Origin of the sequence: Enterobacter sp. FUJ80071, from assembly GCF_038739915.1 — a bacterium.
Classification (GTDB): Bacteria; Pseudomonadota; Gammaproteobacteria; order Enterobacterales; family Enterobacteriaceae; genus Enterobacter; species Enterobacter kobei.
In genome coordinates, this window is sequence record NZ_JBBXKH010000002.1 from 262,783 (window position 1) to 283,724 (window position 20,942).

At 42.0% G+C, this 20,942-nt stretch carries 15 protein-coding genes; 1 reads left to right on the plus strand and 14 read right to left on the minus strand.

Features of this window, described 5'->3' with window-relative positions:
* Positions 1-118: 118 nt before the first annotated feature.
* The 5 genes from AAER43_RS24530 to trhI all read right to left on the minus strand — a co-directional run bounded on the left by AAER43_RS24530 (position 119) and on the right by trhI (position 5,759).
* Positions 119-1,177: an AAA family ATPase gene (locus AAER43_RS24530; protein WP_342702036.1), complete on the minus strand. Its 1,059-nt coding sequence runs from the start codon at positions 1,175-1,177 to the stop codon at positions 119-121.
* Positions 1,178-1,234: 57 nt separating this feature from the next.
* A complete protein-coding gene (locus AAER43_RS24535) occupies positions 1,235-2,212 on the minus strand; it encodes a hypothetical protein (RefSeq protein ID WP_000810361.1) in 978 nt (325 codons plus the stop codon).
* Between the two features lie 60 nt (positions 2,213-2,272).
* Entirely contained in the window at positions 2,273-2,650 is a 378-nt protein-coding gene (locus AAER43_RS24540; protein ID WP_096149695.1) for a hypothetical protein, read from the minus strand.
* Positions 2,651-2,707: 57 nt separating this feature from the next.
* Complete coding sequence (locus AAER43_RS24545; RefSeq protein WP_000041927.1) at positions 2,708-3,580, minus strand: hypothetical protein; 873 nt, start codon at positions 3,578-3,580, stop codon at positions 2,708-2,710.
* A 394-nt stretch (positions 3,581-3,974) separates the two neighbouring features.
* A complete protein-coding gene (trhI, locus tag AAER43_RS24550; RefSeq protein ID WP_000517885.1) occupies positions 3,975-5,759 on the minus strand; it encodes an IncHI-type conjugal transfer helicase TrhI in 1,785 nt (594 codons plus the stop codon).
* Between the two features lie 179 nt (positions 5,760-5,938).
* Between trhI and AAER43_RS24555 the strand changes: the two genes are divergently transcribed.
* The gene (locus tag AAER43_RS24555; protein WP_000771834.1) at positions 5,939-6,811 is read left to right on the plus strand and encodes a hypothetical protein; all 873 of its coding nucleotides are present in this window, start codon (positions 5,939-5,941) and stop codon (positions 6,809-6,811) included.
* Between the two features lie 28 nt (positions 6,812-6,839).
* On the opposite strand, the gene trhN is transcribed toward AAER43_RS24555, so the two are convergent.
* The 9 genes from trhN to AAER43_RS24600 form a co-directional block, all read right to left on the minus strand.
* Positions 6,840-10,028 (minus strand): IncHI-type conjugal transfer protein TrhN, encoded by a 3,189-nt coding sequence (gene trhN, locus AAER43_RS24560; protein WP_000776701.1) that lies wholly within the window; start codon positions 10,026-10,028, stop codon positions 6,840-6,842.
* Positions 10,029-10,046: 18 nt separating this feature from the next.
* The gene (gene trhU / locus AAER43_RS24565; RefSeq protein ID WP_181231580.1) at positions 10,047-11,102 is read right to left on the minus strand and encodes an IncHI-type conjugal transfer protein TrhU; all 1,056 of its coding nucleotides are present in this window, start codon (positions 11,100-11,102) and stop codon (positions 10,047-10,049) included.
* 144 nt (positions 11,103-11,246) lie between these two features.
* Positions 11,247-12,758 carry a TrbC family F-type conjugative pilus assembly protein gene (locus AAER43_RS24570; RefSeq protein ID WP_001256132.1) on the minus strand — a complete coding sequence of 504 codons (1,512 nt, stop codon included), beginning with the start codon at positions 12,756-12,758 and terminating at the stop codon, positions 11,247-11,249.
* Entirely contained in the window at positions 12,745-13,257 is a 513-nt protein-coding gene (trhF, locus tag AAER43_RS24575; RefSeq protein WP_001286760.1) for an IncHI-type conjugal transfer protein TrhF, read from the minus strand. Before trhF ends, AAER43_RS24570 begins: the two co-directional genes overlap by 14 nt.
* A 277-nt stretch (positions 13,258-13,534) precedes the next feature.
* The gene (gene rsp, locus AAER43_RS24580; RefSeq protein ID WP_001232109.1) at positions 13,535-17,839 is read right to left on the minus strand and encodes an IncHI-type conjugal transfer protein RSP; all 4,305 of its coding nucleotides are present in this window, start codon (positions 17,837-17,839) and stop codon (positions 13,535-13,537) included.
* A 119-nt stretch (positions 17,840-17,958) separates the two neighbouring features.
* Positions 17,959-18,513, minus strand: a complete 555-nt coding sequence (locus tag AAER43_RS24585) for a plasmid transfer protein (RefSeq protein ID WP_000235773.1) — start codon at positions 18,511-18,513, stop codon at positions 17,959-17,961.
* 8 nt (positions 18,514-18,521) lie between these two features.
* On the minus strand, positions 18,522-18,947 hold the full coding sequence (locus AAER43_RS24590; RefSeq protein ID WP_087878620.1) for a htdF: 426 nt from the start codon (positions 18,945-18,947) through the stop codon (positions 18,522-18,524).
* On the minus strand, positions 18,937-19,389 hold the full coding sequence (gene hdtA, locus AAER43_RS24595; RefSeq protein WP_000952689.1) for a H transfer determinant A: 453 nt from the start codon (positions 19,387-19,389) through the stop codon (positions 18,937-18,939). Before hdtA ends, AAER43_RS24590 begins: the two co-directional genes overlap by 11 nt.
* Before the next feature lie 604 nt (positions 19,390-19,993).
* On the minus strand, positions 19,994-20,917 hold the full coding sequence (locus AAER43_RS24600) for an IS5-like element IS903B family transposase (protein ID WP_001118619.1): 924 nt from the start codon (positions 20,915-20,917) through the stop codon (positions 19,994-19,996).
* Between the last annotated feature and the right edge of the window lie 25 nt (positions 20,918-20,942).

A 20,942-nucleotide genomic window follows, 5' to 3' on the forward strand; every position in this document is an offset into this window, starting at 1 on the left:
TTAGTTCCGTTTTTTGCTATAGCAATGGTAGCAGCACCATCCGTACTTAAAAACGCACTAAATTCAAGATGGGATAACTCTGAGATACAAATATCAGAGGTTTCATAACAAATCCCATCTAACTCGACTTTTTTGCTGTGAAATACTCCAGCGATTTATCCTTGTCTTCGCCAAGAGAAAGATCTATAGCTTGAAGAACAAGATCGACCACATGTAAAGGTAAAGCAGAAGCAAAAGCTATTTTGAAAGTGTCAAGAAGACTAAAGGTTTTTAACGTCATCGACGTGCCAACCCAAGCTACTAATTGACGAATATCCATCACACTGTCTTCTGTACCAGAGTCATTTACTGCAATCGCTACTCTTACGAACTTCTCAATGACCTGAAAAGGCAAAGAGCTATATCGTTTAGTAAGCACATTGGTTAAAGCAACTTTGTCGGGCTTCTCCATTTCAACTATCAAGAACCGCTTTATAAAAGCTGCATCTTGACGTTGAGAAGAAACGAACCGGCGAGCGCCTCCACTCATGTTTGTGTTTGCAGTACCAATAAATCGCGTGTAGCCATTAGCAGTTATAACCTCACCACCATTAGCACTGAGTGACCAGGGCTTACGTTCAATGGGCATGTGAAGTTTTGCTGCCGTATCAGGATCGATTTTGTCCACTTCATCCAGAAGAATGAGGTGACCATTACGAAATCCCGTTACCAAATCGCTGTGTACAAAACCTGTATTACCACCATTAAGACTGCGCTCACCTTCAAGCTCATCAACTCGAATATTGCTGTTGATCTGCTTAATTGTCAGCGGCCAATTCATCATGTGGCTAATGTACATTACCATTTCAGTCTTGCCAGAACCGGACTCACCTTTAAGACACACATTTAAATCTATATCCGGACTGATAAGCAGTTTAACCACTTGTTCAAGTATTCGGGGATTTGGTATGTAGTCTTTGTTCAGCGGAGCTCGATACGAGGTTTTAGTTTTGAAAACAGGCACAGCCATCTTTGGATCCATTTCTGGAATACCAAAAAGGTCCTTTGCTAGAACTAAAAGATACTCATCTTTATCCACATAATGTTTTAACTTTATAACATCCGGGGAAAGAAGAGCTTCTAATTTTTCATAAGCATCAGAAGATGTTTCATTTAACTTCATAGCGGCATTAGACATTTTTAACTCCGGTAAAATGCAAACACCGCCCTCTGGCAGATGTTTGCCAGTGGCATTTTATTTGAGATTCATTTGGCAAATAGTTGCCATCAGTTTCCTGATTTGAGGCACATTATAACCAAGATGATTTCCCACTATTTCAAAAGCTTCAGACATGATCCATTCAAAATGATTTTCGAATATTGGATTTATTTCTAACTTGCCAAAAGCGTTTCGTTTAGTTAACAGATCACATGAAACAAGCTCGTCAAACAACTCTAATGTGGATTTAAAAGCTTTTATGTAAACATCCATAATTTCCCTGTCAGTCCATTTAACAGCCAGTTTTTTTTCTGACATTAAATAATCCTGATCAAAGAAGATGTCCCAGCCCATATCGTCATTGCAATCATGCAAAATGATTTCATCATCATTCCTGCATTCAGCTAATTTCGTGTTTTCACTAATCGAACGATGCGAATGATAATAGAGCCATGATTTTAATTCCGCTCTAAATTCACATGCATCAAGTCCATGAGATAAACAAGTGTATTCAAATGATTTTGACATATACCACCGTGTTTCAGCTTCTAAAAGTGGATTCACTGTGATATTACCATTGTCATCTTTGAAGAATAACTTTCTCCTCAACACTAGTTCTTTAATGATTTCCAAAGACTCTTCCATAGCGGATAGAAAAACAACATACACATCCTCAGGGGTCCATTCTATTACCAGACCACCCAAATCTGGGTTATATTCTTCAACCGAATATAGATAATCTGTTTCTGCTGCAAAATTAATTGTATGCAAAATCTGATTTTTAAGTAATTTGGATTTTTCATAAAGGTGATTTTCACGCCTTTCAGAATCATAATTTATCTCAGAAATGTTACTTTCATCTGATTTAAAGTTTAATCCGGACGTGTATGCATCATTTAAATGCTCTTTGGGTGAATCAACTATTTGCGTTATTTCATCTTCATCTATATCGAATATAGAAAAAAAACTAAGTTGATTACTACTTATTGCAGTAGCCCTAAATTTTTGTTTCATGGGGACTCCAAAAGGAGAAATCCCATGAAGGGATTTCTCCCCTTTAGGGTGGGTTTAATGTCAGATCTGATTAAAGCTACTTTGTCCAAAACCTTTTAGAGGTTTAAGTATGTGAGCCAACTTACTTGTTGCTACCACTCTCATGTAGTCAAGAGGATGTTCTCTCCCTTCAATCATAATAGTATCGACAACAATATAACCGGAGACCATCAACTCATCACCCTGATTTATACCAGTGAAACAGGTTGAATACATTTCAGGCGACACCTTGATTTGAACTGAAAATTCTCTCTCAGTGATTTCACCATCAACTTCTGTCTTCATCCTATTTTTGAGCTTTATTAACAAACCTATACTCTGGTCAGTCATTTTTTTCTCCACAGCACTGATAACTATCCCGGACACTTTTACTTCATTGATATATTCAAGATATGACATTTTCCGCTCCTCGATTTGTTCAAAGAGAAGCCCCGTTAGGGTTCCCCCTTAACAGGATTAAATAAATTTATTAGTTACATACATGAACGTGCAGACTACCAAACAGGCAATTCCGGCAATATGTAACCAATTTCTTGTTGGTTTAGTTGGTGCAATCGCTAAAGAGTTCTCCAACTTCTCTGTTACAAGACGTCGATTCTCTGCTTTAGCCGCATCATCTAAATATTGAGTTTCACGCTTAGCGAGAGTCTCAATTTTCGATTTTATTGCATGGTCCCATCCTTTAGTTTCAAAAACGCTTAACTCACTAAAGGTGTGCGTCATGAGATCTTCTGGGAAACCCAGTTTTTTCATTAACGGACGAATGGTATCATACATTTTTTCTACATTTTCGTAGTGGGCCTTTACTGCGACATCAAAACGCTTACGTAAAGTTAATTTTTCACGTTTGCAAATGATGTCCGAAACCCAATTTATTAACTGCTCATTTTTGAGTTCACTGGCTTTTTCAAGTGAGTAATCCAGATTATCCACGTCAAGAAATGAATTTAATCCGTATTTTTCAAACTCCTCAACAAGATATTTATCCAGTTCAGTTAAGCTTTTAAAAAGTGGTACATCTGGGGAAGCTTTAAGAAGCTTATAAGCTCCTTCGAAATCAATTTTCTTGACCACGAGCTCCACAACATCCACATGATAATAGCTTGAATAAGCAGAAAGCTTTTCGGCCAACAAAGACACAGGCTTAAGAGACTTAAGTTCAATGATATTTGGGCCGTCCTCATTCAAAATAACAATCAGTTCATTATCACGTTCTGTATATTTCATCAGAACTTCTAAGAGCTGTTTGTTTAGCGCCTTATCCATCTCTGGAATAATTTCACTAAAGGTTTGATGAAGGGCTTTACTGCGAGCTTTATTTTTAGACATTTGGGGTCACCTATATATAGTAAGAAGGAAGAAACAAATTTTTGTTTCAACACGAAGGCAAAGCCTGTCATTCATCTCCCGTAAGCTATGAACCGCCTGATTTATACTATCTGGCATTAGAAGTACGCAACAAAAATAGCCCCAGGAGGAGCTAAATTAGTTACGGTTTGGTAAATTCAGATTGCCTTTTGCAGGCATGGGAAGTGCACCAGCGACAAAGGTGACATTTTGCCGGTGGTGTCTTACAGCTTGTTTAAGCTGGCCGCTTTTCACGGCTAAATCAACGCTTAACGCGAAAGTAACTTTAAGCAAAGTTACTCAAATTTGGGAGCTGATATTTAAGCTCATTGTTTTTATACTATAGCTTTAAGCATAAGTAAATGCCCATATCGAATTATTCTGTATAAAGTGGAGAAATTCGAATATTAGCTGCTTCTTTTATCTTTTCTTCACTGCATTCTCTTAAAAAGAAAGAAGGATCACCATACCACATTACAAAAAGTTGCTTTTCTGCACGCGTAAATCCAACATAAAGCAAACGTCTTTCTTCTTCTATTGCCTCCTCCCCAACTGATCTTTTACTTGGTATCTGATCCGCATTACAACTCATTATTATTACTTTATTCCACTCAAGACCCTTTGAACCATGCAAGGTTGATAGGACTACTTTCTCTGGGCTGTATTCCTCGTCCTTCTTCCTAGGGCCTAATGACATTGCAGCAGCACGATTTATCATATTCATCCAACCAGTCTTTTCTGCCCACTGTTTACAAGTGTCTAAAGCAATTTTTGTTAAGGTTGCTGTACCTTTATTACTCCTCATCTTGATTGACGACGATTCCATCCATTTCGTAAGGTTGGCGAAACGTTTTGCTATCTCAACTTTATCAGAACTTTCCTGGGTAAAGCGCACGAAGTTTGAATGTAATGTTTTTGTTTCGAGAGAACTGTCCTCCGGGATGGCAAGGTCGCCAAAAGTAACTTTTCTTCCTCTCATACTCAATGCCACTTCATCCAAAACTGATTCCTGTTCTCCAAACAATGCCAATACTCTCTTCATTAAGCGAGGATCATTTGATTGTCGGAAAAAGGCCATAAGGCTTAACACATCGCTTGTTTCTTTTTCATCCCAGAATGATTTACCTCCGTAACGAATTACTGGCTGTTCGATCAAACTTTCTAGCTCATCCAAGTGAGCATTATTGCGGCTTAGAATTGCCCATCCATGTGGATCCTGATTTATAAGGCTTAAAATACCCTGTATCTGTTCCTCCATATCTACATATGAACGAAAAGTGACCTTTCCCCCTCCCTTTTTTGCCGAGCGTAACTCTTTGGCATAACGGTAAACATTCTTTCCTATCAGTGCTCCGGCCACCTCTAAAATTTCAGGTTCACACCTAAAGCATGTGTTTAAGTAAAATATGTTAGGTCTGAAGTGTTTTTCAAACTGTTGAAATATTTTGACTCCTCCTGAGGATCTGAAGGAGTAGATGGCCTGATCATCGTCTCCAACTATACTCGTATAGACTCCAGCTCTTGTATGCAATGCTATCCATGAGAATTGTATAGAGTCAGTATCCTGAACTTCGTCTACTATCAAATGTGTCAAATCTAACGTGCGCATTTTTCCCGAATGCATTTGACCGACAACAAATTTTGAAAGAGCATTGAGGTCCGCCACATGGTCTTTCTGGCATAACGCCTGATAGGTATTAAACAAATGGATCTGTTGTCTGTTATGCCGAACTGAAATCACATCCGTATCCATTTCTCTGCCGATAGCATCAATAACGAATTCAGCTTCAGCAAACTTCATCGTTACACCGGATTCTTTCAAAGCCCGGTGAATGACAGATCTCTGTGCTGGCCCTATCAACATCTTTCCCGGCCAGCGAATCATGTCCAGTTGCTTCTTAACGAGTCCGTGAAAAGTATCCACCAGCACCCGGTCAAGATCCTTCTTGCTCAATCGCTTTTGTAACTTTGCTGCAAGTGCGTTTGTTGCAGCGCGAGTAAAGGTCACCATCCCGATTCTTGCATATGGATACTTTTTGAGAATCGATATAACCGCTTCTATCATGGTGAACGATTTGCCTGATCCAGGCGCTGCTATCACCATATTGTTTGCGCTAGCATTCTCGATAACAGGTCTTTGCTCTTCTGTTGGCTTACCCATTTCAACCTCATTACTTCGTTTTAATAATTATACATTTTTATAAAAGCGCTTTTCTTGTGTACTGCTGGTTCTACTGGAAATCACTTTTTTTCCTTTTTTATGCAATCAGGTTGTTTGTGAAACGCGTGACTATGGAATAATGGTTCCATCTCCAAAAGACATTACAAAAAGGGCTTTAAATGAAACTTTTACGTTTAGTATCTCTGGTCTCTTCTGTCGTCATTGGTTTTTCCCTATCGGGTTGTGCCGGTGACACCGGCACTACGCCAGGCACCGCTCTGAATGCGTACAGTCACGGCCAGTACTGGCATGCTAATGCAAATGATTCTGTCGCCAAGAATGCCTATTCGTTTGCTGGTTTCGACGTTAATTTTAAGGAGCAAGAGGTTACTCCTGGAGGGGATGCCGACAACTTTCTTTCTAAGTATCTCATCAATAGTTCGATGGGCTACGTAACAGGCGGTCTAAAAGGTTTTGGGATCATGAGCCTCAGCTCTTTGTACAGTTCTTCTGACGCCGAATACATCCAGGTCAATCAATACCTAGTGTTCGTCCCCAATCCAAAAAAATTGCCTTACAATGATGAAAGTTTGGTACGTGAGGGAGCTAAGTATGTTTTTGAGCATACAAAAGCAACTCAGGCCTCATTTGGATACAACCCTGAAAAACAGAAAGCAGCTCTGGCCACATGTAAAATTGATATGGCAGTCGTCAATAAATGGAGTACCTGTGATCTGCCCTCTAAGCCTGATGCTGATGTTTTCCCTACAGATTCAATGTACAGCTTTCAGGCGATTCGCCCCGCAACAGGAACCGAAATTCCTGAGCTAAACCTTCCCGCTGGTGATTACGCTGTAATTCGTTATGTGTTCATCCCATTTAAAGGAAACGAAACAAGCGCTGATTTTTCGGGTATCATTTTCCGTTCTGATAGCCCAAATACAACAACTCCAGGGGGTGTTGCAGCCTCCATCAACGGAAAAGATTATTACCTCTTTACCGGTGAATACGGTAAAAAAGGCTTCCCAGAAAAAACATTGAAAGCCAAGTAATTAAAAAAGGGGCCTAACGGCCCCTTCTTCAATATTTCGGCAACTGCTTGCCCGTAACCGGATCCAGCGTAGTTGAACCTACCTCACATATGGCCGGTCGAGGTAAATAGCTACAATCTACATTTTCCTCTTTTATAGCCTGAGCATTTTCTTGTCTGGCCTTTATCATATTTTCTTCACCGCCCATTGCTTCCTTGGTACGTTCTGATGGAAGTTGATAGTTCTCATTCTGGAATGGTAAGTTTTCCACAATTGATTCTTCGGAGAATTTTGAATATTGATCAGGAACTTCTCCTACCTGAACTGCATCATTAATCCACTCCGTCAGATCAATTTTATCGAAATCCAGTTGCTGTATTTGCTTTATTGATAGCCCCACGCAATTAGAGGCGACAGGGTCTATTCCTAATTGCGGATAAGCTTGTTGCATAATAACGCGTGACAACATGGAATTATAACAGCACATGTCTGTTGCTTTTTTAACGCATTTCTTTGTGAAACCAACATTCAGATATTTGACGCATCGTTCCGTATCTAATGTAAAACAGGATTTTTGATTCTTATGAATAGAAGCTTCCATCTCTTTCTGGTCGCATGCTACCAACATTTCTAAAAGCATTTTAGTGACCTGATAGGCTGTATAAATCCAACCGATCACGTTTAATGCAAGCATAAAGTTTTGAACCGCAGCCGAGAAGACAACCTCTCCTCCGGTAGTAGCAACGTTCTTAAAGACAAAGTCACGAACTGTATCTGGTAGCAATTCGTAGGCTTTCTTCATTGCCATCTGCTTAAGCTGACCTATACCGAAGCTGGACATTGTTTCCTGTGCCAACTGGCCAGCACCTCCTGCCCCTCCAGAAGTTGCGGAAGACCCAACTGCCCTGCTTAGATTACCAGCGACGTTTTCATATACGCTCGTTAAGGAGCTCGTGACGTTGTTCCACATTTGCCCTACTGTTTTACCAGCTGATGCAGTCCACTCTCCGACCGCATTAGACATAGAAGCCCATGTACCTGTATCACCGCCGGTCCATTTTATTAGCTGAGCATTAACTCTGGTCCAGTTTGTGTTTCTGATCATAGATCCGGCAAGCATGATACCTTCAAGTGCTCCTGCGGTTCCCTGTGGTGCTTCGCAGCAGTCCGTCTTTGCCAGGCCATTTACAAAGCCTACTGAACGACCACACCATTCAGGTTTTCCTTCAAAGACGGAACATGAATTGGCATCGTTAGGGTCTTCGCATTTGGCTTCGCCCTGCATGTACTGAACCATGTTTGAATAAGCCGCAACTTTTCCAAAATCGTTGTTCTCTTCCTTTGGCCCAGTTTCGCATGTTCCACCTGAACATGGGATCATGCCAACACAGGCATTTGTAGAAGATTCAACCTCCCGAACTACATCCTTCCCTCTGTCACAGGTGTATTTCTGTTCATACATGTAGCAACTGTTAGTGCCCTCATCGAACCAACCCTCTGCACATGTTTGTTTATCGAGTACACATGCTGCATCATTTTTATAAGCACTACATGCATCAGGCATACTCTTTATTTCTTCATAGTTGTAACAGAGGTCCTTTCCATTAGCGTCTTTCATAATTTTTCCACTAGCGTCATAAGAGCAAATTTTGTCTTTGGCCAATGGATCACAAAAGTAGCCTTCAAGGTTTGTCTTCCAGGTAAGAAATCCTTTATCACCTTCATACAGAGGCTTTGCCAATGAAAGCACGCTTTCCGGAAGCCGTTTTGTGCCAACATCCATATCTTTAAACCGATCGAAACGGCAGAATGTATTCGGAGCTTGTACAGCATCGTAACAACCAGCTGGTTCCTGGACGTGCTTATCTTCGAGCTTCATATTTTCAAAAGTCAGCTCAACCTCAAAATACCCTTCACCCTTCCCACCAACCCATACTCTGGATGCCATTGTCACTTCTCGATCAGGCTCCTCATACACCGATTTTCTGACCTTATCAGTCACATCGTAAACCTTGTCGAGTTTCCACGATTTTTTTAACTCCCAAGATCCCTTAGGAGCCGGATAGTCACTTTCTCGATATGCACCATCTATGTGAGCAAAAATCTGCGTGCCATCAAGTGTTACCCGCATGTGGTCATCCCACTCCGCGTTAACAATCTTTGCTGAGGCCAATTTTGCATCCGGATGGAATTTTAATGTCAGTTCGTTATCATATACCCCGTCACTCCAGTAGTTGTCATCACGGCGACCAAACCATATACGCACACAATTATCGCCGCACATCGACATGTCTCCGTTTCCGCCTGAAATGTAAACAGGGACTGAAAAATCACGGGTTATCGTGCAGCTGCTGAAGTTATCTTGCTTAGGCGAGTTACAGTAGAACTCTTTGTAATCAGGATAGTGTGTGGTTACTGTTTTTTTAGAGGTCTCAACATTACAGTTCTGAAGCCAGTTTCCAGTACCAGCAACAGCATTTGTTATCTCATTTCTCCCCGCAGTAAACATGGGATCGTTAGGCTTTATAGATGATGCCGGGTTGTCCTTGTTAGCATTTACGAGGGTGCGGTAGGCAACGCCATCATAACTTTGAGCATCAAATAACTGGCTTTTCCGATTCTTTATATCGTTTACAAAGCCATCCTCATCCCCATAACGATCTGCGGCATTGAACTTAATATCGCTGTGCTTTTGCTCTGAGCTGAAAATCTCTCCGGTATTTGTTTTGGTTCCAGGAGTAGTATTGGGATTACTGCTTATACCAATGTTGCCATTAGCATCCCGAGAGAGCAGCTTTGCCCCTTCCTTGGTATAGTTTGAATTGATTGTCCCTCCAGACATACTCGGCAGTTGTACGGCGCTACCAATGGACTTTCCATCGGATGCGGCATTTTTCATGACACTTTCATTTGAGTTCCCTGCCCCATACTTTCCGAGATTAAGATTAGCGGATTCGGCTTTACCCACGTATTTCTCGGTGATCTTCCCACTGACATTCTCGCCTGAATCCGCATTCTTGTACTTCTCAACAATGTCCTGAGCACTGGTTGTCGCATTGCGATTTGCGTTAGGATTAGCAAGATTAAAGTTACTTTCGAGCTGGTCAAATATAGCGTCTGCCGCATAAATACGAGGAGTCATTACCATATTTATGAGAGAGATATAAAAAGCCCAACTCATAGTATTGGCAATCATTGATGCAATAATAGTTGAAGCTATCGTTTTTCTAAGTTTCATTATTTTTACCCTTAGAAATCAAGCGCCTGGTATATATCTGACGCAACAGTCATTGTAACGCCACAACATATAGACATAATTATCATTGCCTATTTTTTTGCGCCCACCTTTAAGGGTTGACCAGTCATGTACCGAATCACCAAGACGATGACAGCAATCCGGCCCTTTCGCCTCAGGAGTTGGGAAAAGCATTGAAAGCCGATACTGGGAACGAGGTGTAAAGTATTCCCACGTTTTCTCACACATTGCGTCTGCTCCCATCGTTCGCATCAGCATTCCCTGGCGATGTAGTTTAGTCAGAAGACGCTGGGTTATCAGTGAACTCGTCCTTACAGCGTCATCATTTGCGTAAATGTGGCCGGTTAATGGATAAAGGTTGCCATCGCATCCGGCACAAAAGTATGCAGCGAGATTATCCTTTCCTGCTGTTACTGCTACACAGTCAGCAGCGCACACCATTGAGGCAATTGGGTTTGCAAAAACTACTGCCTCTGGATTCAGGACGAGTGTAAGCAGATCACTTTCCCACATAGGGTCCACTTCGCTTATATAGGTCAGGCTGGCATCTATATAGGGTTCAGCAGTGCACTCGCCAATAATCAGTAATTTGAGCATTGTCATGATTGGGAACTCCCAAAGATGAACATCGTAAAATCCGGCTTCAGTTGCTGTCATTGGCTGATTTGTGTTGCTTTTACCAATATCAAACTGCGATTTTTGAAGCATCGTGCCTTCAAGAAAGGGGCTGCACCAGGGGCTCTTTACAACTTCAACAATCTTCACCGGCTGAAAGAAGCTCAATTGCCAACCTATTTCCGGTACGCCGTTCTGATCTGTGCAGTAGCAACCCGGACGTGAAGGAGCAGCGCCTTCTGGAGCTGCCCCTATGCCCATTATCCTCATGGGAAAAATGCAGCTCCAACAGATATTCTTAATCAAGCCCTGCCACACTCCAGCTGACTGACACATAGCCCCAGGGACTCCAGCATCTGCTGCCATAGCCATACCCGGTATAGAAAGCGAAAGCATAACTGCTACAATGAACTCTAAAAGTAACTTTTTGAATTTTTTCACCATCATGCTCACTTGGATGTAATAAATGTTGCAACACTTTCGATATAGTCGACGGCTTTGGTAAAATAACTTCTCATCTGGTCCGGATAATTTAGCGTCAGCCATGTTGCAAAGAGAGCGCCTATAATAAATCCGAGTTTCATCTTATTTTTCCTCTGAAAGATTTGGGGCTCCGATACCACGGACTTCTGCCTCGCTAAACAGGGTGATCCGGAATTTATCTTGGTCAGTAGTTATAAGCGCAGGTGTGTTTTTAATCTGAAAGCGTGAGATGATCTGTTCGTTAACTTTAAACACCTTACCGTTAAATTTTTCACGTAAATCATTTAGGTGATCCCATCCATTATCTTTTTGGATACGGGTAAACATTGGCATTACTTTTCCACTACCCAGACGTTGTCGATACTGCTGCTCAGCCCATACCAGCTGGCCCGGATTGAGTGGATCGAAAATTATCATCGTCAGGTTTTGAGGAAATCTCGAAAGTGGATTAATCAACTCACCGGCGGAAGCTATTACACGGCCCTGCTTATCTTTTACGTCCTGAGTGACCCTCACTGTAGGGTCAATTAAAAATTCTTTGTGTTCCTGGGCAGGAGGGAGGTCGACCATCCATTGATTTTTCCATGTGTCAGAAACGGCCCTTTTTTTTGCACCTTCCCAGTCATATTTTTGTGCACGTTCTTCCAGTTCTTTAATGATGCTCTTTTCTTCAACGGGATAAGTGGTACCAGCAACCGGGAAAATATCCTGATCGGGTTTTTTAGCAAGTTCTCGCTGAAAAAACTCAACGTTGAAGGAGCCTACCATTTTTGCAAAACGAGCTTGCTCCCTAGAAATAATTGTCGGTACTTGAGTTACTTGATACTGACTGAAGCTATCAGGATCAATTGTAATCAAAGGAGATTCAAATTTTCCTTTGACAATCATTTGGTTTATTGCTGCCTGTGTCTCTGGTAGCCGAGTAGTTCCTTTCTTTAGACCATTGAAAACTACACGAGCTTTATGCTCTGAGGCCGTACGTAGAAGGTCTTCCAGTACATAATCCGGCAAGCTAAATGAAGCAAAGATCGTTATTCCATTTTCAGTTGATAGTGCTTCTTCACGTGTGCTATCCATTTTTCTTTCGAAGTCAGCAGCTGTGATGCCCGAGGAACCAAACAATTTTTCGATATTTTTAGATTGTCCTCGCATGACTTCCGGCTTATTTTCCACAGCTTTCAGAGCCGCTTCATTAAGGCTGGCGTTTTCTTGAATTTCATCACGTCTTCTAATTATATCGTTGACAGCTTCAGAGTTATTACTTTGGGCCCTGATAGCCTGGGTATGGTCTATAACTGCTTGAACACTATCCGCATTCATACCGGGGACGTAACCACGGTTTATTTGCTTGCTCAGGTCCTGGTTTTTTTGGAGTGCTTCAGCTTGCGCTATGTACTTCTGCACATCTGGTGATTTTAGCGTAGCATCAAGGCTAAGAGCCCCATCTGGCTGCTGTGCACCTTTAGCCTGTGCCCCAAGCCCTTTTGCTTGCTGAGCGATTAGGTCAGCATCATGTTGATACTCAGTGCTTGCATTTGTATTACTTAAAACTGCACATAACGCAAGTCCAGGAAGTATTGGTAAATATTTTTTATTTACATTAAAAGATCGCATATGTTTTCCCAATTACTGAATTCAGCTTTACTGTTCCCCAAAAACGGGAATCCCATGAGTGATCGGTTTGCCCAATTAGGAAAACTTCGCCTTCAGGAATTATCAATTCTTTTTCAATCAAAATGGACGGAATATTGTATTTCTTCGAAATACGACGTGCATTAGCTTCAAAAAATTTGTCCCCGTTATAAACCCCATCCATTGTTACTTTAAGTTTGTCACCGCCCACACCGGCAACAATTTTTATGACTCGTTCATTTTCTGGGATAAAACGTACCGATTTCGGCATGTTAAATGCTATGAGTTCACCAGTTTTAATACTTTTATCCGAATGATCAATCATATAAAAATCAGCAGGCAGGCACCCATTCAATAAACCGTATCCAAATGTATAACGGGTGAAAAAGACACACATAACGAGAATCAGCAATAAAATATTAAGGGGGACATACCAATCCAGTATAAGCAGCCCTCTCTTTTTAGGTATGTAGTCGCTCATATTTTTCTCACTGGCACTGAAGAATATTTTTACTAGGCAGATGCACCTCTATCCAAGTAACTATTATCCATGTTTTTCAACGCTCGGAAGTCTGCAAACTAACCTAATATTCACCTATAAGAATGTTAATTCCTCAGCATGTATACGCAGCTTTGTTAGCGGCCATGAAAGATGCCTTTGGAGCAAAGTTACTTTCCGACATTAATTTTTCAAAGGTCCAATTATTGGGTATAAAAAAGCCGGGACATAATGTCCCGGCTTTATATTTAAAAATTAACTACTCACTGCTTGGTATTGATACAGTGTTTTCAGACTTACTTGCCTCTTCAGCCGGTCCGAAAACTGTCACGTGCTGTGTTGCAAAGTCTCCACTATCATCATAAGCAATTACTTTTATGTCCTGCTTACCACGGTTAAGGTTTTTAGAAAGTGTAGCCGTACTACCGAAAACGTTCCTTAATTCGCCGTTGATGAACCATTCATATCTAACCATTTTTCCATCAGTATCATCACATTTATTGGTAAAGCTCCAGCTTAGGTTGGTTTCCGTGTAGCTCAATGTACAATTAGGCACTGCGTTTTTAACGACATCAAACTCAACAGATGCTGAACCTCTCTGTCCAAGTTTACTAACAACATCAATTGTAATCTCGTATTTCTTTTCTTTTAAACCCGAGATCAGTTGAGCCCAATAATTTTTGCCGCTGGGTATTACTTCACCGTTCACCTTGTATGTGACCGTATCTATCGAGTCCGCCGAATGAGATAGCTTGATGTTTGACCTTAAGGTTACATCGAGTGGAGCTCTCATATATTTGTTAGAGAACTTGGGTGTCATCTCAACGTTCATTGGCGTTTGTTCATCGACAACAAAGGTATTTTCGATACGCTGTTCATTGTTTCGGTTATCTTTGAAAACAACCATCAATGTATATTTGCCAGGATTTTCAATTGTAAATTCTTTGGTGTCACCTTCATCTTTAGTGATTACCAGATTCTCTTTGTCGTAGATCCATTCACGGGAATAAGTAACACCAGGATAGTCTCCATCCTTAATACCGCTCAACGCAACGCGTAGGGTGGTCGGTGCCATGTCGTATTTAAGTTTGGAGCTTATTTTCATCTCGGGAAATTTATAAACCCACGATTTGACAGAAACTCTACGGGTAGAAACCGTATTCTCCTTATTGTCCGCTAACCATGCACTGTATTCAAAAGCAGCATATCCCTGTTTATCCAACATTTGCTCAGTAAGGGTAACAGACAGTGAAGAGCCCTTAAATGTCTGGCCATCCGGTGTTTTCCATTCTTCAACTACGTTATTACCATTCTGGTACTTACTGTTAGGGTTCGTGAACTTACCTTCCAAAGTAACTTTTTGACCAACCTCTACCTTTGAAACCCCCGTTACCGAGACAGAAAGGCGCTTGGGTTTTGCGGCTGCCAACCGAGCAGACGTTTCCTTCCATGAAGACTCCTCTGCCAGTTCATCGGAATCAAGGTAACGCATCCGGGCATAAATCGTAGACGGTAGGGTATCAGCTGAAGCCACAGTGTAAGTTGTATCTCCCTGCACCCAGTTGACTTTATCCTCTGACCAGAGAACCTCAGCGGTGCCTGCTGGTATAGGTTCATCGTTATCAAGCAGGGTTACAGGTATATCTGAGCCCTGAAGAATGTCTGTAACATCTATACTGAGCTTAGGCTGCTTGTAGGTAACTACCGTTAAGGCATCTGTGTAGGAAATCTTGGATGTGAATTTATTAGTCATTTTTGCCCTATAAAGCCACTTTCCTACTTCTGTCTTTTTGATACTTACACTTCTCTTTCCGGTCATGTCGGAAAGCATGGTCCAGGTTTGACCATTATCAGAGGACTGCTGCCATTCGGTGGGGGCGAGTGCATCAGAGTTAGCCGTACTGGCAGATTTGAAGCTTACCAGAGTACTAAGTGGGATCCTTCCGATAATAAGGCTTTTCGACAGGTTACCCTCCAGTTCCTCACCTTTATAGATTCGAATGCCTACAGCACTGGTCTCACGTTTCATTTCAAAATCAGAGAATGGCGATCTGACCTTAGCCACACCAACCAGACGCATATTACCCAGATCCATATTTTCAATTTTAATCTTGGTTTCGACAATGCCCGCATCATTGACCGGCAATGCTTCAGTCAGCGCAGTTCTTTCGTATGTAGTTTTATAACGGCCTGTTTCTGGATCTTTGCCGTATACACTTTTTTGAGAGTATATCGTGACGTCCCATTCTCCCATTGTTTTACGGTCAAATGCACTTTTACGTGTGGAGTTGTTATAACGCCCCACTGTTACCTTTAAGGGCACTTCAAGAGATGTGGCTGTTTTTTTGTCATCCACTTCCATCGATGCTCGAATATTGAAATCAGGCACCGTATATACGTTGAGGGTGTCTGTAGTTCTTAATTCTGGATCCTTTGAGTATTCTACAGCTATGTCAAAGACGTTCTTTGTCCACAATGGTGCAGCAGCAACCTTGACCCTTTGTACAAAGGTCGTTGCATCGTTGTTTGAGGAACGATTTTTAAATGACGTTTTGACAGCCTCAGAGCCGTTTTGAGAGACGATCATCGTAACGTCAGCTGGTACCACCTTCGCTAATATTCGAGCGGCCTCCCCCCCGGTCGTATAAGCCAGAGCAGTGTTCGGATTGATGCCTGCTATGACTTTATTCTTTTTGTAAGAGATGATCGGGTTGTATGGTAATTGTGTGGTCAGAGTACGGCGATTCCTTGCGGAAACCGCTTTAGAGCCCTTCCCGTTAATCATATAGACTTGATAGTCGAGCAGATTCTCACCTGTTTTATTAAAGAATCCAGTTAGACCCGGGGTACGTCCTTTAAAATAGAACTCCAACCCATCAGGGACATTGTTCCACTGAGGGTAGCATGCTGTAACATCTGATTTTTCCCCATACCAGGCGAGGTAAGCATTCGCATTTTCCTCTGTGGTAAACAGAGTGCATTTATCACCAGCTGTTTGACTAAGCAGGTCCGTATACTGACGTACGCGCGAGTAAAGAGTTACGTTTTTTTCCAGATTCTTAAGAGTGAATCCAGTAGGTTGATAAGTGAACACGGTACTGAAATTTACGTTTTTTCCATAAAGGTTTTCAGCCACCACAGTAATCTCGTGATCCGAATTAACTGCTAAATCGTCTCCAACCGGCAGGTAGTAAATACCTTTATAATTTGTAGGTGTTAACGAAACTACTTTGTTGTCTATTGTTACTGATTTTATGTCAGCAACCCCAGCCTGCCCCTGGAAAGCTGCAACGATAATCTCGTTCAGGAAGTATACGGGTGCTCGTTTAGTTAATACCTGCCCATCTTTGAGAACCATAAGCGTTGGGTTATCAGACAGCATCAGTTTGCTTTCAGGCTCAGTGTACGTAGAAGAGTTTTTGCTCGTATTTTCTACTGTAAAAGTCGCTGCGTAGGACCCGTTTATAAGATCCGTTAAGTCAAAGATATAGAGGTACTCATCACCGACTTTTTGAGGTCCACTTACCGGCTGTAAAGTTCTACGTAAAGGGGTTGCCCAGGACTGTTTGAAATCAATCTCAGTGCCATCATCTAAAGTCACTTTAGTCGTCGGCTTAAACACGCCATCCGGAGTCATAGTGAGCGACATAGCTGTTGGGAGCCACCATTCACCTTCTGTTTCTTGCTGGGGTACCTTAACGGCCACAGCAACGGTTTTGGCTCCGGTATAGATGTCCTGGCCACCTACTTTGATTGTTTTAGCCTCATCGGTAAAATTCCAAAGTGTATGGTCTACTACAGGAGGCCGATAATCCCAGTTAACAACAAGCTTTTTGGATTCAGGAGGTGCGAAATAATTATTCTTAGAGTTTGCTGTAATTGTGATATCACGTGAACCCAAAAGTTCATCTGTATCACTGGCCTTAATGCTTCCAACTTCAATGGTACAGGAAGTTCCGCCAATAGGTACTTCACAGGCGGAGCCTGAACCTATTGAGATGTATTGAATATAATTGCGGGGTTCAACAGAAACAGCGATATCTTTGATCGCTTCATCCTTTAAATACGATTTGAAAGAAAAGCCGTCATAGACTAATCCGTTCAGGGATGATTTAAGACCGGTGATAGTTGGTTTTACCGGTGCCACACTTTTGATTGAATATTCACCTTTTACTATTTCAACTTTTTTCCGTTCAGAACCAGAGAAGTAAGAAATCTTGTAAGGTAGTTTTAAATCACCGGTGGTGTTGGGAACGCCTGAAAGAGTGAAGCCGTTAGAAGTTAATCCCAAGGTATTGGGTAACCACTCAAAAAAACAAACGAGGTTATCAACAGAGGAAGTCGCTCGATCATCAACCGTTACATTACAGGCTGTGCCTGCACCTGAGGCAGTGATAGTGTTAGAATTAACGTATGCAACAAAGTCGCCCGGCCCCGGGTCAAAGGATACGGCTGGCAAATCAGCCTGTAGCTTTCCTGAAATCATAATCGCTTCAGCATAGACCGCTTTAATCGGAGCAATTAAAGAAAACAACAGGGCTAAACCTAAACCTGATTTTCTCATGACGAATACCTGTTTTTCTGAGCAAAATTAAACTCACTTTACGATGAAAAACAGAAATATCCGTTCGTATAACATTTAAAAAAACCTGTATTTTTCCGTATATTCCGTATGTTAATGCGCTATTTTGAATTCTTGGCTTCAGATAAGCGAAGCGCGGTAATTATAGACTCGGAGCTTACCCAGGGCGTTTTTTGAGCAAGATATCCAAGTATGTAGAGGCCAATTTTAACGCAATCCATTTGTGAGACGGGGACCATGTGCATGAAGGGTTTTAAGCCATCTTTATCGACTGGAACTATCCCTGCGGATAACAACAAACCGCCCCTCTCGTTTGGGGTAACGCTTATATTTTTGTATACGACGTGGCCATGATGTGAGGTTTTCCTCTTATCAATCTTTAAAGTATGCATGATTCTAAGAAATACAGATGCCATCTGCATAACTTCATTCGTCGACAATTTTAGAAGTACAGAACGGTTTGAGCCCCAGTCATAATCTTTTTTTGCGTTCCTTGGAGCGACGTGCAATGTAAGATAATAATTATCAATCTCATTTGAAAAAGGTGAAGGTTTTGATGAGCTAACATCTTCATTGTTCATCTCAATGACAAGGGCTGCATCCTGACCAAATGCTTTAACATTATGGTTTTTAAGAGCGAAGTCTGAAGTTGCCATATAAAAAGTCACTTTTGATAAAACCACATACCGCCTAATGATTCATCATCGGCAAGATGCTTGAAATTTGATAGTGTAAATCCTGTTTTGGTTTCAGAAATCACCAGGCTGTAAGATGCCGTATGTACAAGGCGAGAATTGTTTAGATCAAGATCATCACAAAAACCAGGGCTTTTGACGGGGTCAGCCTTTTCAACAAAAGTTACTTTTGAAGCGATGCCGTTGATCACGATTTTCTCGTTATCAGCAATTTTAATGTTTAAAGAAGGCGAGCTTTTATCACATGGCAGGAAGAGTGATGTCTTTTTAAATGTGTTTCCAGTGAAGTCCAAAAGGTCAGGTTTAACCGTAACATTGTTTAGGATTTTATAAACTCCAGCAAATGCACATAACACAACAAAACCAGATAAAACATATCTAATCTTAGACTTCATCCCCCAGTTCCTCTCCTAAAAGTTTTAACGCGCTTACGCACATAAGCCTCAACTGATACAGTAAGTTATCAGCGGTTATTCCACCAACGAAGGTAACTGTACGTCGTATTGATGCTCCGCCAGGCTCGCACTGGATATGGCCAATACCAGAATCACGGAGGAAGTCATTTTCTGCACTTACAAGGTCTGACTCTACAGGTGGAATGATAACTTCAATGAGTATTGTATCAACTGGGGCCCACTCCCAATCGAACTTAAGAGAGGAAATTGGGGATATAGAAACAAGAAGCTCATCAATATTAAAAATTACGGGTTTTATTCCCATAACCTCAGACTGAATGAAGTGGCTTTCTACCATAACTACCGGAAACTCTGAAATAGTCAGAACTCCGATTAACTGGTCTCGGCGTAAACCATGTATTAGTGAGTTGCGAGATAGCATTCGATCAGCCTTTATTATAATAATCAATCATTTGGGACAAGGACAAAAGGGATTACAGAAACGAAGATTCTACATGAACATCGTTGTCAGTGACCTTAGGTCCATCGGGTATAAGGGTATCAAAAAATCCTTACATAACCATTAAACCACAAAGACTTTTTACGTAAAATAATAATTAAGTACCAGATTTATTAAGATAATTCTTAGGTTTTTTACAAATTTAGGAAAAATCCGCACTTCCTGTAACAGCATCCAAATTAACCTAAAATACCGTTTCATTAACAGTAATTTTACAGATTCAGCTGAAGCCTGAGTTTATTATAACAAAAAAAAGGCCAGCAAGTATGCTGGCTTTCCTGGTAAGACAAGTTGAACTCAGAAGTCGATTGTACTGTCTCTCACCTATCTTGCCAAAGTCGCTAGTCGCTTGTTTGCCTTAGCTTTAGATTTTATGCTTATGGAGGCGGTTTGATTTTCATCCGATACTTTTTCTAGCACTGGCACCACAGAGGAAATGGACTTTTCTTTTGAAATTTTGGATGCACCTGGGCTTTGTTGAATAAATCAGATTTCGGGTAAGTCTCCCCCGTAGCGGGTTGTGTTTTCAGGCAATACGCACGCTTTCAGGCATACCTGCTTTCGTCATTTTGTTCAGCGCTCGTACCAGGGCCATAGCCTCCGCAACCTGACCATCGTAGTCACGCAGCGTCAGTGAACCCCCGAACAGCTGTTTTACCCGGTACATCGCCGTTTCCGCTATCGAGCGACGGTTGTAATCTGTTGTCCATTTCCACCGCGCATTACTCCCGGTCATTCGCTGATTAGCCACTGCACGGTTACGGTCTGCATATTCACCGGGCCAGTAACCCGCACCTTTTCGGGGAGGGATAAGCGCGCTGATTTTCTTACGCCGCAGTTCATCGTGACATAGCCGGGTATCGTAAGCGCCATCGGCGGCGGCTGACCTGATTTTCCGGTGGGTTTGCCGGATTAACCCGGGGAAGGCCTCTGAGTCCGTAACGTTGTTCAGCGACAGGTCAGCGCAGATGATTTCATGTGTTTTACTGTCAACGGCGAGATGCAGCTTACGCCAGATACGGCGGCGTTCCTGGCCATGCTTTTTGACTTTCCACTCGCCTTCACCGAAGACCTTCAGCCCGGTGGAATCAATTACCAGGTGTGCGATTTCACCCCGGGTGGGCGTTTTGAAACTGACATTAACCGACTTTGCCCGCCTGCTGACACAGCTGTAATCCGGGCAGCGTAGCGGAACGTTCATCAGAGAAAAAATGGAATCAATAAAGCCCTGCGCAGCGCGCAGGGTCAGCCTGAATACGCGTTTAATGACCAGCACAGTCGTGATGGCAAGGTCAGAATAGCGCTGAGGTCTGCCTCGTGAAGAAGGTGTTGCTGACTCATACCAGGCCTGAATAGCTTCATCATCCAGCCAGAAAGTTATGGAGCCACGGTTGATGAGGGCTTTATTGTAGGTGGGCCAGTTGGTGATTTTGAACTTTTGCTTTGCCACGGAACGGTCTGCGTTGTCGGGAAGA